Annotated in this window: 13 protein-coding genes; 10 read left to right on the forward strand and 3 right to left on the reverse strand. The window is 71.2% G+C overall.

Features of this window, described 5'->3' with window-relative positions:
- Positions 1-261: 261 nt before the first annotated feature.
- Positions 262-534, forward strand: coding sequence for a hypothetical protein (locus tag AB0D08_RS06670; RefSeq protein ID WP_359886558.1), 273 nt, complete (start codon positions 262-264; stop codon positions 532-534).
- Positions 531-1,895, forward strand: a complete 1,365-nt coding sequence (locus tag AB0D08_RS06675) for a hypothetical protein (RefSeq protein WP_359886560.1) — start codon at positions 531-533, stop codon at positions 1,893-1,895. The genes AB0D08_RS06670 and AB0D08_RS06675 overlap by 4 nt, the downstream gene beginning before the upstream one ends.
- A gap of 28 nt (positions 1,896-1,923) precedes the next feature.
- Here AB0D08_RS06675 and AB0D08_RS06680 read toward each other — a convergent pair whose 3' ends face one another.
- Both AB0D08_RS06680 and AB0D08_RS06685 read right to left on the reverse strand, forming a co-directional pair.
- Positions 1,924-3,288, reverse strand: a complete 1,365-nt coding sequence (locus tag AB0D08_RS06680; protein WP_359886562.1) for a tetratricopeptide repeat protein — start codon at positions 3,286-3,288, stop codon at positions 1,924-1,926.
- Positions 3,289-3,460: 172 nt separating this feature from the next.
- Positions 3,461-4,357 carry a glycosyltransferase family 2 protein gene (locus AB0D08_RS06685; protein WP_359886565.1) on the reverse strand — a complete coding sequence of 299 codons (897 nt, stop codon included), beginning with the start codon at positions 4,355-4,357 and terminating at the stop codon, positions 3,461-3,463.
- Positions 4,358-5,397: 1,040 nt separating this feature from the next.
- Between AB0D08_RS06685 and AB0D08_RS06690 the strand changes: the two genes are divergently transcribed.
- From AB0D08_RS06690 to AB0D08_RS06720, 7 genes are all read left to right on the forward strand, one after another.
- Complete coding sequence (locus AB0D08_RS06690) at positions 5,398-6,645, forward strand: methyltransferase domain-containing protein (protein WP_359886567.1); 1,248 nt, start codon at positions 5,398-5,400, stop codon at positions 6,643-6,645.
- Positions 6,646-6,775: 130 nt separating this feature from the next.
- The gene (locus AB0D08_RS06695) at positions 6,776-7,492 is read left to right on the forward strand and encodes a uracil-DNA glycosylase family protein (protein WP_359886570.1); all 717 of its coding nucleotides are present in this window, start codon (positions 6,776-6,778) and stop codon (positions 7,490-7,492) included.
- Positions 7,493-7,624: 132 nt separating this feature from the next.
- Entirely contained in the window at positions 7,625-8,359 is a 735-nt protein-coding gene (locus AB0D08_RS06700; protein WP_359886573.1) for a nucleoside 2-deoxyribosyltransferase, read from the forward strand.
- A gap of 165 nt (positions 8,360-8,524) precedes the next feature.
- The gene (locus AB0D08_RS06705) at positions 8,525-10,312 is read left to right on the forward strand and encodes an AMP-binding protein (protein WP_359886575.1); all 1,788 of its coding nucleotides are present in this window, start codon (positions 8,525-8,527) and stop codon (positions 10,310-10,312) included.
- Positions 10,309-11,433 (forward strand): beta-ketoacyl synthase N-terminal-like domain-containing protein, encoded by a 1,125-nt coding sequence (locus AB0D08_RS06710; protein ID WP_359886578.1) that lies wholly within the window; start codon positions 10,309-10,311, stop codon positions 11,431-11,433. Before AB0D08_RS06705 ends, AB0D08_RS06710 begins: the two co-directional genes overlap by 4 nt.
- Positions 11,430-12,398, forward strand: a complete 969-nt coding sequence (locus tag AB0D08_RS06715) for a beta-ketoacyl synthase N-terminal-like domain-containing protein (RefSeq protein ID WP_359886580.1) — start codon at positions 11,430-11,432, stop codon at positions 12,396-12,398. Before AB0D08_RS06710 ends, AB0D08_RS06715 begins: the two co-directional genes overlap by 4 nt.
- Positions 12,399-12,440: 42 nt before the next feature.
- Entirely contained in the window at positions 12,441-13,442 is a 1,002-nt protein-coding gene (locus tag AB0D08_RS06720; protein ID WP_359886583.1) for a thioesterase domain-containing protein, read from the forward strand.
- Between the two features lie 74 nt (positions 13,443-13,516).
- On the opposite strand, the gene AB0D08_RS06725 is transcribed toward AB0D08_RS06720, so the two are convergent.
- Positions 13,517-13,906: a hypothetical protein gene (locus AB0D08_RS06725; protein ID WP_359886586.1), complete on the reverse strand. Its 390-nt coding sequence runs from the start codon at positions 13,904-13,906 to the stop codon at positions 13,517-13,519.
- 365 nt (positions 13,907-14,271) lie between these two features.
- On the opposite strand from AB0D08_RS06725, the gene AB0D08_RS06730 reads away from it, so the two are divergent.
- Complete coding sequence (locus AB0D08_RS06730; protein WP_359886589.1) at positions 14,272-15,663, forward strand: phosphotransferase; 1,392 nt, start codon at positions 14,272-14,274, stop codon at positions 15,661-15,663.
- Positions 15,664-15,783 lie beyond the last annotated feature (120 nt).

Below are 15,783 nucleotides of genomic sequence, written 5' to 3' on the forward strand. Positions count from 1 at the left end.
TGACCCGACCGTCCCAATCCCTGCGACCACAACCTCAGCGAGCAGACCATGAGCGACCGCCGCCCATCACCCCACCCCGTACCCACCCGCACCGGGCCGCCCGACACCTGGCCCGACCGCCGCCGACCGCGATCCACTACGCGCAGGCGACGGAAGTGCGCAGGCAGGAATCTCTCGGTATTCGCCCTCCTCCCGCTGCTGACGGCTCCCGCCGCCCAGCACGGCGGCCACCCGGTGCACGGCTACACCTACCCCCACGTCGTGAGGGAGGTTCAGGCCCGGCCCGGCCACACGTCCTTGCTGCGTTGGCCGATCGCCGTCGACCCGGGCATGCAGCACCTGCCCACCGAGCCCCAGCCCGATCCGGCGATGCTGGAGTTCGTGGGGGCGCACCGAGTACCGGCCGGGGGATGGGTGGAGACCTCGGGCGACGGCGGGGAGTTGTACCTGGCGTTCCGGGCAGAGAGCGAGAGCTGCAAAGGCTGCGACAGCCACCGCGAGCACGACGTCTATCTGGTCACCGTCGCTCCGTGACCGGCGACGCGAGCCAGCCGAACGTGCGGCTGGCCACACTCGTAGCGGCGTGCGGGGCGTCGCACCGGGGACTCGCCCGCCTCGTCAACGCCGTGGCGCAGGCTGGCGGTCGGCGGACGGCGTACACCCACACCCACGTCGCCGCGTGGCTGGCCGGCGCGACACCGAGGAAGGCAGCGCAGGCGTGCGTCGTCGAGGTGCTCGGCAACCTTGTGGGCCGGGTGGTCACTCTTTCGGATGCAGGCTGGGACGTCCCGCCGGTTTCCGGGACAGACACCGGGTTGGATTTCCCCCACGACCGCGAGGCCGCCCTTGCGGGCGCCGTGAACTGCTGGAGTGGTGTGGACCGTCGTGACCTGTTGCTGACGGCGAGCGCGGCCTTCACCACGCCGACCTTCCGCTGGCTCGCAACCCCGGCCGACGAGCCAGCCCAGCACGTCGGATCGGTGCGGGTCGGCCCGACGGACGTCGAACGCCTGTGGTCGGCGGCGGCCGAGGCGCAGGTGGCCGACTCGCGCTTCGGAGGCGGCAACTGGCGCCGTAGCCAGGTCATGGACTGCCTGCGCGAAGCCGGGCCGCTCCTGAAGGGCACGTACTCGGATTCGACGGGGCAGGCCCTGCAGAGGGCACTGGCCGAACTGTCGAGGGTGGCCGGCTGGACGGCGATGGACGTCGGCGACCGTGCCGCCTCCGACCGGCTCCTGATCCAGGCGCTGCGCATGGCCCGCGCCGCGGGCGACGTGGAGATGGGCTGCTATGTCCTGGCCACGATGTCCCTCTCGGCGTATCTGGCGGGCCGGTGCGCGCAGGCCGCGGAGATCGCCTCCGCCGCCTACGCCCGGGGACGCGGGCACGCCGCCCCGAGGGTCCTGGCGTTCTGCAAGCTCGCCGAGGCCCGGGCCCTGGCCAAGCAGCGCGACGGCGTTGGCGCGGGAGCGGCCCTGGCATTGTGCGAAAGGCTGCTGTCGGCGATCCGGCCCGGATCACACGACCCCGGGTGGCTCACATACATGACGCCGGAGCGGCTGGCCACCGACGGCGTCGAGGCGAACCGGGATTTGGGCCTGACCCGGTCGGCGATGCTGTGGGCCGACCGGGCGGGGGCGATGCCGGTGGAGCGCTTCACCCGGGCGGTCGGCATCAGGCGCGCGGTGCTGGCCGGTGTCCACCTGATCGACGGCGACCTCGACCTAGCGCTGGATGAGGCGCACCGATCGGTGGACATCCTCGGCGGGGTCCGGTCGCCCCGCGCCCATACCTATCTGTACGACCTGGTGGACCTGCTCGGCCGGTGGCGCAACGAGCCCGGAGTACTCGACCTGGTCCACCGCATTCGCACCGAACTGCCGTCCGCCGTCTGACCGCTGCGCCCAGTACGGGCGGGTCTCTCTACGCGGCCGCCAGGCGGGAGGCGCGGTCCGCGAGGTCGGCCGCGCCGCGGATCCCGCGGCGTGCGTACAGGAGCAACTGGGGCCGCATCCTGTCGAGTTCGCGGCGGGTCCGGTGGGAGGCGATGCCGTCCATCAGGCCGACGCTGCGGGCGAGGAGGTCGACGGCCTCTTCGTGGCGGTCCTGGGCGGCGACGGCGCGGGCGACGTTGGCGAGGGTGAGAGCGCGGGCGCGGCGGTAGGTGTGGTCGGTGCGGTCGCTCAGGGCTGCGCGGTAGTGCTTTTCGGCGGCGGCGTGGTGTCCCATCTCGGTCAGGGTGCGGCCGGTGTGGGAGGCGATGACGGCGTCGGTGGGGCCGGCGGCTGCCGCGTAGGAGGGCAGCGCGTCGGTGCCGGTGCGGGCCGCCTCCCGGGCGGCGTCGATCAGGGCCGCGGCGGCCTTCGGGTTGCCGCCGGCGCCGTGTGCGCGTGCGGCGGTGATGAGCAGCAGGGCCTCGGTGCGCTTGTCGACGCGGCCGCGGGTGCGGGCGAGGGCGGCTTCGGCGAGGTCGACGGTGCCGGTGCGCTGGCCGAGGTCGAGGGCCTGGTGGACGAGGGCCCGCATGCCCCAGGCGGCCTGGCCGGTGCGGTCGTCGGGGTCGGTTTCGCGGGCGAGGCGGATGGCGAGCTGGTAGTGGCGCTGGGCGGCGCCTTCGCGTCCGGCGTCGTGGCACTTGAAGCCGATGAGGGTGGCGAGGTCGGCGGCGGCGGCGAAGGCGTCGGTGCGGGCGCGGTCGCCGGCGAAGGTGCCGTGCAGCATGGGGGCGACGACGTCGCTGAGGAAGACGCCGGCGACGCTGAGGCCGTGCCCGCCGCCCAGGAGTTCGTCGGAGGCCCGGAAGGCGGCGGTGAACTGCCGCACCGCCATGATCTCGCCACTCCCGATCCGGCGGCCCGCGCCGACGGCGGGCGGTGCCGCGGTAGCGCGGGGAGCGGGGGCCAGTGGGCCCAGGAGAGCTGTGGCGGAGAAGCCGAGGGCGAGGAAGTCGCGGCGGGGATGCACGAGGAGCCTTCCGGTTTCGGTTGCGGCGGCCGCGGGGCTAAGGAGCATGAGGTCGGTGCCCGTGTCCTCGCCCCAGCCGATCTCGGCGGCCGTGACGGGCCGCCGGAGCTTTCTGGACAGCGCTTCGGCGACGTAGGCGGGGGTGCTGCCCGCCGGAAAGGCGCCGGAGCTCACCCAGGCGTGGACGGCCGAGCGGGACGTGCCCAGCCGGACGCCGGACTCGGCCGCGACCGCCTTGGTGGCGCGGGCCAGCGCTTCGAGGGTGAGGCCGGCCTCGTCCATCACGTCGGCCAGCTGCTGGTTGGGTGTCCTTGGTGTCGCCACTGTCCGCCCCCTGCCGGTCCTACCACCGACGGACCCGGTCGGTGGGGACCACCCTAGCGGCGCGGCACACCCAGGGTCCGCGACTGTGCGAAAGCAGCACATCACGTTCCGCACAGGAAGGTTGACGGGCCATCGGCCGCGGGGTCGGGCGCAGGGCCGGGCCTGTCGGCGGTCAGATCACCGGGGGGCGTCCGGCCCGGGTGAGGCGCCAGGCGGTGGTCCAGGAGATCGGGCGGCGCTCGCCGTGGCCGCCGCGCAGCCCCTCCCACAGGCCGGCGAACCACGGGGCCAGCGTCCGCGGTGCGCGCCGGGACCGCAGGACGGTGATGGCGACCCACGTGGCGATGTAGAGGGGGACCAGGGGCGCGGGCAGGCGGCGGTAGGCGACCCAGACCCGGTTGCGGGCGACCAGGCGCTGGTAGAGGGCGTGGCGGGCGGGGTCGCTGGCGGGGTGGTGGACGACGACCTGCGGTGCGTAGTAGCCCGTCAGGCCCGCGTTCCAGCATCGTAGGGCCAGGTCGAACCCCTCGTGGTACAAGAAAAAGTGGCCGGGCCACTCGCCGACCTGTTCGAAGGCGCGGCGGCGGACGAGGAGGACGCCTTCGGCCATCGCCGCGACGGTGCCGGGCCGGTCGGGGTCGGCGGTGCGCAGGCGGGGCACCCAGCGCCGGACGGTCTGCCCGGTGTCGGGGTCGGCGATCCGGGGCTGGACCCAGGCCGCCCGCGGGCGCCGGCGGGCCTCCTCCACGAGGCGGGCCAGGGTGTCGGGGTCGGGCAGGCGGGCGTCGTTGTCGAAGAAGAACACGAACTCGCCGCCGCCGTCGGCCTGCGCGAGTGCTCGGGCGCCGATGTTGCGGCCCTCGGGGATGCCCACGTTCTCGGGCAGCGCCAGGGTGGTGATGCCGGCGGGGACGTCCTCGGGCTGGACGCCGTTGCCGACCACGATCACGCGCAGGTCGACGCCCTCCTGGGCGAGGAGGGTCTGCAGCGCCGTGGCCTGCTCGGGGCGGTCGTTCATGGTCAGGACGACGGCGTCGACCGCGCCGGGGGCGGTGTCGATGGGGGTCATGCGTGCTCCGGGAGCAGAGTGGGCGAAGGGGCTGGGCGGTCCGGTGGGACCAGTCAAGCGCCGCCTACCGGGCCGGGGATAGAGACCGGGGACGCGCATGCGTTCATCGCGTTCATGATCGTCACAGTTGGTGCCCGCGGGCGAGGCCGGTGCAGGCGGTCGTCGTGAGGCGGGACGAACAGGTCGTGCTCCACTGCGCCGGATCCGTGGTCTCCGCGGCAGCGGCCAGGCGCTGCGCGGAAACGGCTATCAAGGACGAGGCCGATGGCGGCGCTGTGGCTGCGGTCGGCGATGGTCTCAATCCCGGCCAGGGAGACGCCGTCGTAGCGCCAGCCAGTGCGCGGCAGATCCCAGATCCCCCGACTCCCGGGCCTCGAACACGAGGGCGTCGGTTCCTGTGATCCGGAAATCGCTGGCTTGTTCGGTCACGTCGCGTGCTCCTGCCGGTGCGTCAGATCGTTCAATGCAGAAGGTAGTGGACCGACTCCAGTGCGTGTGTCGATACCGGTGGGCCGGGCCGGCCCGAGGATGCCGACGGTCCAGGAGAACTTGCCGGGAGGCGTGGCAAAGGCCGGCCGCGGCTGGAGGTCGCGGTGCTCTCTGCACGTACGCGCATCGGTCGCCGCTGCGCCATTTTCGATCATGAACACGATGAACGTGTTCGTACCCCCTGCCCCTGCCCGGACGGGCTGCATGCCGGGTTCACTGGGACGACCGCAGCACGAAGCGACGCAGCTCCGCTCGTAGGTCCAGGCGACCACACATCGTCGCCCCGCCCAGGGGCACCGGATGCTTCCGGCTGCCCGAACCGACTATCGAATGCCGCCCGAAGCCTTCACTGAAAAGTGCCCCCCGAACGTGCCTCCCGCCAGAGGCCGATCTGTTGTGTGCTTGTCCCTCTGAGCGCCCCGAGAGCTGGTCGACCGCCGCGGGGCCTACGGCGTCCGTGCCATGCATCCCCGCACGGCCCGGTCTGCCCATGTTGCCGAGGAGCGATGACGCCCCGTGCGTGCCGTGCGAATTGAGAAATGGAGGCCCGGATGATTCCGAACAGTACCCATTGGATGAAACACGTCATTGGTGTCGCACACGGGGGGCCGCAGTCAGGTCTTCGGGTCGGCGTTGCGCTCGTCTCCGAAGACAACGAGCTGATCTGCTCCGCCTTCGAGGGCGAAGTGAGCGGCGCGTCCTGGTACCGCACCCTGCGGGGCAAGATGCAGCGGCTCGGGACATCCAGCGCGCGCAGTGTGTTCCTGACGGTCAACACCCTCTCCGTGGACGGGTCGTTCGAGCTCGCCGAGCTCTTGAAGGAAGTGCGCGTCGACAGGGTGTACATCGGCCTGCCCGACCCCGCGCTGTCGAGCTACCTCGACGACGACCCCGTGGCTGCGCGGGGTCACGTGCACCGCTTCCCCGAGAACCTGCAACGGGAGATCCTCGAGCAGAACCGGTCCTTCTACGCGGCGAGCGAGCAGAACATCGACCGCAACCCCCACTACTCCGCGCACCGCATCAGCGAAGCCGTCTCCACCCAGCTGGGATCGAGGGGGTTCGCGCTCTCCCGGGACGACGTGAACGCGAACAGGGGGAGGACCGCGCTCGCTTCGCTCCTCTGCCAGAGGTACGGGATCGGGAGCGAGGAGGCCGATCACGCCGTAGGCGGCGCGCTGTCCGAAGCGTTCGGCGCGAAGTACGGCTCCTACGACTACGAGGTCGACGCCCGCGCGGCCAACCCGGGATGGGCGGACGACTTCATGTCGGTCTACAGGAGCGTGTCCGCGATGCCGCTGCCTGCCGTCGACGTCCTCAACGTCGGCGTTGGCGCCGGCGTCGAGGCGGCGACCCTGTTCTCGGGCTGCCCGCAGATCACCTTCGTCGACATCGCAGAACGCGGCCTTGCGAATATCGGCGGACGCATTCCCTCGTCGAGGACCCGCGTCGCGAGTGCCGAAGACCTGTCCGCCCTGCCGGACGACAGTTTCGGTCTCTACGTCTCCTTGAGGACGTACAACTCGTCGTTCTTCGACCCGTCCGCGGCCGCTTCGGAGGCGCACCGGGTGCTGAAGCCCGGTGCGGCGATCATCGTCTCCGTGGCCAACGGGTTTCTGTACACTCGGCGCGGCTGCGTCATACCCGGCCTGATCATCCCGGGCACTGAATTCGTCGATCTCTATCGCGGGATGGACACGGCCGATCTGATCGGCGCGGAGCTCGACCGCGCCGGATTCAAAGACGTTCGAATCTACCCGAAAACTACCGAGATCTACCTGACGGCTGTCGCCACCTGACGTTTCCGTCCTCCTTCCGTCCGGCTGCGCCCGCGGCGTCCCGCCGGGCCAGGAGGAAGGACGAATCGCGGACAGCCGGGGTGCGACCGGACCGGTTCCGAGGGGCCGGCGTGAAGGAAGGGCTTCTGCAATGGCCGCGCGAACGACTGTCGCCGATCGGATCCTGCAGTTCAACGAGGGTCTTGCGGGCACGACTCTTGAAGTGCCTCCCGGGTTCGCGGTCGTCAATCCGTTCAACGGGGCCCAGAAGGACCGGGTCCGGGAGGTGACGACGGCGTTCTACGGCAAGTACTACGGCGACGACAGGCCGCGCCGCCTGGTGCTGGGGAGCTCGCCCGCCCGACGCGGCACGGCTGTGACCGGGGTCCCTTTCGAAGACGCCAGGCTCCTCGAAAGCGAGACGGGGGTCGACGTCGACGGCTACGCGGTCAGCCGGCCCTCCGCCGGGTTCCTGCACGACGTCATCAGCCGCTACGGGGGCCGCGAGACGTTCTACGCCGAATTCGTCATGAGCTTTGTGTGCCCCCTCGGCTTGGTGAGAACGAAGCCCGGGGGAAAAGAGGTCAACTGCAACTACTACGAGAACAAGAAGCTGCTGGACCTCCTGCGTCCTTTCCTCGTGGAAGCCCTGGAGCGGCAGCTTGAATTCGGAACAGACACTTCGGTGTGCTACTGCATCGGCAGCGGCGAGAACTTCAGTTTCCTCACGAAGGTGAACGAGGGCCGGCGCTTCTTCGGGAGCATCGTGCCCTTGGAGCACCCGCGTTACATCACCCAGTACAACCGGGGCAGAGAGCAGGAGTTCGCCGAAAAGTACCTCCGCGCCTTCCGTGGACAAGGCGAATAGTCGGCACGCCCCGGAGCCCTCGTCCACCCTTTCAGCCGGGGTCATGGCACCCCAACGCGCCGGAACGAGAAGAAGGAGAGCAGTACATTGACGGCAGAAGGCAGGGTCCTGGCCCACTTCGACACGGGCCGCGTGAGCGTTTTCCGCTCCCGGAGCGGCGAGCTGGAACTGCTCAGCAGGGAGCAGTTCGCCATCGACGGCAGCTTCGCCCCCGAGGAGCTGGCCGAGCGGGTCGGCGAGTTCTGCGCCGGCCTCAAGGAGTTCCAGGAGACCGTCGACAACACCGGAACGCGGCTGTACGCCACCGGGGCGTTCCAGCAGCTCGCGCAGGCGGACGCGGCCGCGCTGGTCACCAGCGTCTACGTCGACACCGGCCTCTACTTCAACATCGTCGGGCCCGAGCTGCAGCGGTTCTACCTGGAGACGGGCATGTCCGCGTGCGGATCCAGCGACATGTTGGAGGGCGTGATCCGGCGGGAGTTCCGGACGGCCGTCGTCTGCGGCAGCTTCCAGCAGTCCCTCGGGGACATCGAGGACACCGTCGCCCGTCTGCGCCAGAGCGGCACCGACGTGCTCAGCCCGCTGAGCACCAGGATCAGGCCGGAGACCGCGGGCACCGACTTCGTCCTCTTCGAGTACCAGGACCACCTGAAGAACGACCGCGACACGTGGCGGCACAAGTTGGTGCACATGGACGCGTTCCGGCGGGCCGACGCCGTCGTCGTCTGCAACCCTGGCGGGTCGGTCGGCAAGGGCACGATCTTCGAGCTCGGGTTCATGGCCGCGATCTCCAAGAGGGTCATCTTCACCGAGGAGCCCCAGGGCGTCTCCGTCCGCTTCCCCTGCGAGGTCGGCCTCGGAGCCTGAGCGCTCCCGTCGAGCTCTGCGCCATCCCGCCCGTTCTCCCCTCCCGGCCGGCACCCGGCGACGTTCCGGCCGACGCAGCCCCGGGAGCAGGTCTCCTGCTCCTCCGCGCTCCCCTTCCCACCAGATCCCCATCTCGGCCACGAAGATACGGAAAGGACCCCGCCGGTGCGCGACGTAGAAACCACCGACACCACGCGCGACAAGCTGCGAGAGATCGTGGCGTCCGTCCTGGAAGTGGACAAGGACGACATCGAGCCCGGCGCCCTGTTCTACGAGGACCTCGGCATGAGCTCCTTGGAGAAGGTCGCGGTCGCGGCCGCGGTCGAGCGCGAGTTCGGCCCCCTGTCCGCCGAGGAAGCCGCAGCCCTCACCAGCCTGGACGCCGCGGTGTGCGTGCTCGGTGAGGGGGCGGCCAACGCCCAGGGCATCGACCTGGTCGACCACCTGGTGGCGGGTCATGTCTTCGCCGGCCGGGGCGGACGGGCCAGCTACCTCGACCCCCAGGCAGGGGAGATCACCTACGCGGGCCTCCTGGAGGCGGCACGCGGGTACGCGGGCGTCCTCAAGGCCGCCGGTGTGCCGGAGGGCGCCCGCGGCCTCCTGGTCGCCGACGACTCCGTGGCGACCGTCGTCGCCGTCCTCGGCCTGTGGTGGCACGGCTGCGTCCCCGCGGTGATCAGCCCGGCGCTCACGGACGACGAAGTCCGCTACATCGCCGCGGACTGCGCCACCGCCACGGTGCACCTCGACGCCGCGCCCACGCGCCAGCGCGCCTTGGAGGCGCTGTTCGCCACGGCCACCCGCTTCACCGGCGCGGACGTCCGCGCCGGCCTGGAGACGGCCGAGCCCGGTCCCGCGCGGCGCCCGGACCAGGCCGGGCCCCCGGCGGTGTGGAGTGCGGGGGGCGAGGCGCTGGTGCAGTACACCTCCGGGAGCACCGGCATGCCCAAGGGGGTGCGGCACTCGGCGGGCGCGATCGCGGCCATGGCCGACGGCGTCGGCACGGTCCTGGAGTTGACGCCCGAGGACACCGTGCTCTCCAGCGCCCGGATGAGCTTCGGGTACGGATTCGGCGCTTCCGTCCTGTGCCCGCTGGCGGCCGGCGCCCGCGTCGCGCTCGTCCGCGGCCCGGTCGACATCCACTCCCTGGCCGCCGCGCTGCGGCGCCACCGGCCCACCGTGCTGTTCTCCGTCCCCCGGCTGTACGCCGCGCTGCTGAACGCCCCCGGGACGGAGGAGCTCGCCTCCGGCTCCGTGCGGCTGTGCGTGGCGGCGGGCGAGAACCTGCCCGGTCCGCTCGGCGAGCGGATCCGCACCGCGTTCCAGGCCGGGCTGCTCAACGGGCTCGGCGCCACCGAGGTGCTCCACATCGTCGTCGGCACGCCGCCGGACATCGGGCGCCCGGGTACCTTCGGCATCCCGGTGCCCGGGATCACCGCGACCGTCCGGGACGCGGACGGAGTGCTCGTCGCCGACGGCCAGGAGGGCCGGCTGCACATCGCCGGCCCGACCGTCGCCCTCGGCTACATCGGCCGCCAGGAGGCTGCCGCCCTCACCTTCGCCGACGGCGGCGCCTACACCGGCGACGTGGTGCGCCGCGCGCCCAACGGCACGTTCACCCACCTGTGCCGCGCCGACGACCTGCTCAACCTGGGCGGCTACAAGGTCGTGCCGAGCGAGATCGAGAGCGTCATCCGCCGCGCGGAAGGGGTCCAGGACTGCGTGGTCGTCGGAGGCCGCGACGCCGACGGACTGGAGCAGGCCGTGGCGTACCTGGTCTCCCGGCCGGGCTCCGACGAAGCCACGGTGCGGCGCGCGGTGAGCGCCGTGATCCGCGGCCACCTCGCCGCCCACAAGCGGCCCGCCCGCCTGGAGTTCCTCGACAAGCTCCCGACCACCTTGACCGGCAAGCTGGCCGCCTTCGAGCTGAGGAAGGCGGCTGCCCGACCGTGACCTGGGACGTGACGGGCATGGCCGCCGTCGCCAACATCGGCGCCAGCCCCGAAGAGATCTTCGCCGCGCTGTGCGCGGGCCAGGAGAGCCGCACACCCCTGCGAGCGTGGGACCCGGACAAGTACCGGGCGGCCTACGCCTACGAGATCGACGACCGACCCGCCGGCGGAGACATCCCGCGCCGTGCTACCCGCTGGCTCACCGCCGTCGTGCGCCAGGCGGTCGCCGACGCGGGCCTGGGCGAGGACCTCTCCCAGGTACCCGTCCTGGTCGGAACCACCATGCGCGAGCAGCGCAGCCTCGAACTGTGGTGGCGCGACGGCGCGGACGTCGCCCTCGAGGACCTGCACTTCGGCACCGCCCTGAAGGCGGCCTTCGGGGCATCCACCACCTACACCTTCGCCAACGCCTGCTCAGCCTCCCTGTACGCGCTCGGCCTGGCCACCGACATGATCGAGGCCGACACGGTCGTCGTCGCGGGCACCGACGCCGCCACCGAGAGCGGCTTCGGCACGCTCGACCGGGTGCAGAACGGCATCCCCGACGCGCTGCGCCCCTTCGACGCCACGCACAAGGGCATGCTGATGGGCGAGGGAGCAGCGGCCGTCGTCGTCCAGCGTGCCGGCACCGGCAGCGGGCCCGTGCACGCCCGGGTGCGCGGTGTGGGCATGAACTGCGACGCCCACTACGCCACCGCGCCCGACCCCGACGGCATCACCCGCGCGGTGCTCGACGCCCACCGCAGGGCCGGGGTGCGGGCGAGCGACATCGACCTGGTGATGCTGCACGGCAGCGGAACCCCCCGCAACGACCAGGCGGAGGCTGGCGTCCTTCGCCGTATCTTCCACGGCGTCGGACCCGGTCCGCGGATGACCGCGATCAAGGCGATGACCGGCCACACCCTGGGCGGCTCGGGACTGCTCAGCCTCGTCATGGCGGTGCTCGCCATGAGGGAGGGAAGGGTCCCTCCGATCCTGGGACTCGCCGACCCGATCCCCGAGGCCGCGGGCCTGGACCTGGTGCGGGGCGCCCCCGCGGCCGGCCCCCCGGCCATCGCGCAGATCGACGCGTTCGGCTTCGGCGGGATCAACGCCGTCGCGATCGTGGAGGCAGCCCGATGAGCACGACGAACACCGCGCACACGCGGGCCCCGAACGCCCGGGAGGCCGTCGTCACGGGCATCGGACTGGCGCTGCCCGGCGTGGCGACGTACGGCGACCTCCTGGGGCCCCTGCCGGGAGCGGGCGGCTTCGATGTCGCCACCGGACTCACCGGCCGCGAGCTGCGCCACAAGGACCGCGCCTCCCGCCTCGCCCTGCGCGCGGCCGAGTTCGCCCTCCACGACGCGGGCCTGACCGACACCGATGCCGCGTTCACGGGCGCGGCCGATGAGACCGCGGTCGTGGTCAGCACCAACCTGGGCAACGCGGACAGCGTCTGCGAAGCCGCCGCCACCATCGCCAGAGCAGGCGTCAGGGCTCTCAGTCCCCTGGGCCTGCCCCAGACCTCCAGCAACGTCATCGCGGGCTGGGTGGCCATCCGCTACCACCTGCGCGGCCCCAACCTCACCATCTGCAACGGCGCCACGAGCGGTCTGGACGCCCTGGCCTGGGCCCGGAACCTCCTCGTGGCCGGGCGCGCCGAAGCGGCCGTCGTCATCGGCGTCGAACCGGCCACCGACGTGGCGGCGAAGCTGCTCGGTCGGCAGTCCACCGACGCGGCGGTCGCCGTCGTGCTCGAACCGGCGCACGCGGCCGCCTCCCGCGGCGCACGGCCCCGCGCCACGATCGCTCGGTACGCGCGGGCACACGACCTCGCCGCGACGCTGGCCGCCGTCGGCGTAGCACAGGAGGAAGCCATCGAACTGTGGCTCGGCAGCGAGGCGGAGGCCGGGGCGCGCCGGCTGCCGGTAGCCACGCGCCACATCGACCTGGAGGCCCAGCTGGGCCCGCTGTCGGGGGCGCTAGGCATCCTGCAGTGCGCTGCCGCGGTCGCCCACTTCGAGAGCGGCGCCACCGGCAGGGTGCTCGCCACGGCCGGAGGCCCTGGCCACGACGCGGCAGCCGCTGTGCTGCTCACTCCTTGACCGACCCACTCGTCCATCCACACAGGAGCCGGGGGAACAGCCATGACCAGTGCGACCGTGACCATCGAAAGTCTCCGCGCCCTGATAGCCGGCGTACTGGAGATCGAACCCGGGGAGGTCGCCGACGACGCGCACTTCGCCGACGAACTCGACATCGACTCGCTGCTGATGCTCGAGATCTCCACCCGCGTGGAGAACGCGTTCGGCGTCCCGGAGAACACCGTGGTCATCAGCGGTGCCGCCACCCTGGCGGAGCTGCACGCCCTCGTCGTCTCCAAGCGCGTCGGCCAGACGCCGGCCGGCCCGGTCATCCGCCCGAGGCCACTGAGCGACCCGGCGATGCGCCTGTTCCTGTTCCACCACGCTGGCGGCTCACACCTGCTCTACCGGGGCTGGGCGGCGCACTTCCCGAAGGACTGGGAACTCTGCCTCCTGGAAGCCCCCGGCCGAGGCCACCTGCAGACACTTCCGCTGATCGACGACTGCGACCGGCTGGTCGACTACTTCCACACCGCTCTCGCTCCCCTGCTCGACCGGCCCTTCGGGTTCTTCGGCCACAGCCTGGGCGCCCTCATCGCGCACCAGCTCACCCTCCGGCTCCACCATCGGGGGGAGCCGCTCCCCACCTGGCTGGGCGTGTCCGCCTACGGCGCCCCGCGAGGCGCAGCCGAGGCCGACGCCCGCCCTCACCTGATGTCCGACGACGAGCTGCGCGACTGGCTGCGAGACGTCGGCGGCAGCACGCCGCAGCTCCTCGACGACGAAGCCCTCTGGCACACGTTCGCCCCGGCGTTCCGCAGCGACTTCAAGCTCCTGGACACCTGGGCGCCTCCCCTCGTCCCCGAGCCCCTGCCCGTTCCGCTCTCGGTGTTCGGGGGCCGACGCGACAGGCTGACCGGCGAGGAACGCCTGCTCGCCTGGCAACCGTTCACCACACACTTCCGCGGACTCGAGTTGTACGAGGGCGACCACTTCTACGTGACGGACCAGCAGCGGCCCCTCGCTGCCGCCATCACGGCCGCGATGCGCTCCACCACTGCATGAGCTCGCTCCCACCTCCCCACCCGCTGGATGATCAATGCCTATGGGGTGCCCGTGGAGGGCGCGGGGACGGGTCCTCAGGCGTCGGGATCGACTTCGGGGTGCGTGAACCGCACGGGCCTACCCAGCGACCGGGCGTAAGCGATCTCCGCCCGGGTGCTGTCGCCGATGTAGTCGCCGACCACGAGCACCTCGTCAGCAAGCAGGATCTTCGACCGGTGCAACTCGTCGAGTCGAACCTTCAGCGCCTGAGCCTCGACAGGATCGGACCACAGTGCGTGCGGCGACTTCAGGTCGCACCCCGGCTTGACGACAATCCTTCCGGCTTCTGTCTCACGCACATCTGCTTCGGCCATCTCAGCCATGAAACGAGTGGAGCCACAGATCGCAACGATACGAGGGAAACCCAACTGCTTCTTCGCCTCGGCGAGCTTGTCCGCGGGGGTGATCACTTGCGGGTATGACACTGGTTCCTCCTGGTGGTGCGGCCCGAGGGATGCCTGCGGAGACGAGCACGAAGGTATCCAAGATCACCTTCCGGTAAACGACGAGGACACCCGCGCGCCCGCACTCTATGCGACGAGCATCGCTACCTGGTGCCGCAGCGCCCGCCGGGCGGCCCTACGTTCCGCCTGTGCGATGCCAAACCGGTCACCCTCGCCACGAAAAGCCGGTGCCGGTTACCGCGTTCACCGTCTCGTTCAGCCGGCTCACGCGGCAGGGCGCCGCGGTGTCGGCTTGGACGGCCGCTTTCCTGTCGGCAGCTGGTGGCGGTGCCGGGTCGGGCTCGGGCTCGGGTACTGCCACAACCCGAACGAGGGAGGCCGATCACATGACCGCATTGACGGAGCGTTGGCCATCGGCGATCTTGCGGCCCCGCTGCACCCGGCGCGGCCGGACGCAGCTCGCTGAGCACCTGGCGGCCGGCCGGGCCGGGGAACTGGTCGCGCTCGGCCAGCTGCTGCAGGCCTGCAGCCGAGGTGTCCGCCCTACGCTCACCCCGCAAATCGCCCACCGGGCCGAACACCTCACCGGCACCCCCGTGCCGCGTCCTGATCGCCCCGGCCACCTGCCGCCCGCTCATCATCCGACCGCTATCGCTGTGCGCTTCGACGAGGAGACCATGTCCACCGCATCTCACAAGCCCGCCACCAAGCCGGTCGCCGTGCCTTCCACACCCGGCCGCACCGCGGAGGGGGAGCAGATCGCGGCGGTCGCCGACACGCTGGTGCTCGCGTACGGACTGGACCCGGCAGAAGTAACGCGAATCCCGGAGGGCACTGCGACGGACAACTACGCCATCGTGGACCAGATGGGCCGTCGGCACTTCGTCAAGGTCTATCGCGCCCGCGAGAGCTTGGATCTGGAACGGGCGTCGGTCGAACTCTCCGAGTACGCCGCCAGCGGAGGTGTCGCGACGGCGCGGGCAATCCGCACGCGCGAGCACGAACTCCTCGCGACCCACGGCCGCCTGCCGATGTCGCTGTGGTCGTACGTGCCGCACACCGAGACTGCCGAGGGCAACCTGACTGGCGCGCGGTGGACAGCGGTCGGCGCAGCGATGGGCCGTCTCCACAGACGACTCGCCACTCACCCCGCCGCCGCACCCAGCCTGGAACCTGGTGCCGCGGTGTGCGACGTGGCCGCCGCACGTGACCGCTTCGAGCGCTTGATTCTCGCGTTCCAGAACAGCCCCAGGCTCGGAGAGTTCGAGAAGTGGGCACTGCAGGCGGCGCGTGAGCGACAAGCCGTCTTGGGGGACGTCGAGCGCATCCTCGTTTCACTTCCACAGCTGACGGTCCAGGTCATGCACGGCGACCTGGCCGGTCCCAACGTCTTGTTGAAGAACGACGATGTCGCCGCGATCGTGGACTTCGGACCACCCACACCTGGGTACCTCGCCTGGGAGATCGTGCGCCTTGGCTGCGACCCCAAGAGCGTCTTGTCCAACGGTGTGGAGAGCTGGCTCAAGGGATACACCGATCTCGCCCTCGCCTATCGAGACGCCAACCCCAAGGCGCCCGCGGACGACCTCTTGTCCTCGCTTCGTGTCGGCTGTGCAGCCATGCTCTGCGCGACCTTTCCATTGTCGGCACCAGTGGAACGACCGCACATCGTTGGCGCAGCCCTCGAGTCCTACGCGCGGGCACGGCACGAGGCAGCTCTGATGCTGCTGGACCGGCTTCCTGTCTTGGAGGAGGCCCTGCGTGAAACTCTTCGCTGAGTTCATGCCCCTCATGGTCACTCAAGCCGCAGGGCATTCAGAGCCAGCCGAGGGCGCGGAGGCCGGCGCGGCCGTGCTGGACCCGGGCTTCGGCCGGGGCCTGGCGCCCCTTGCACTCAA

The organism is Kitasatospora sp. NPDC048540, from assembly GCF_040651175.1.
Classification (GTDB): domain Bacteria; phylum Actinomycetota; class Actinomycetes; order Streptomycetales; family Streptomycetaceae; genus Kitasatospora.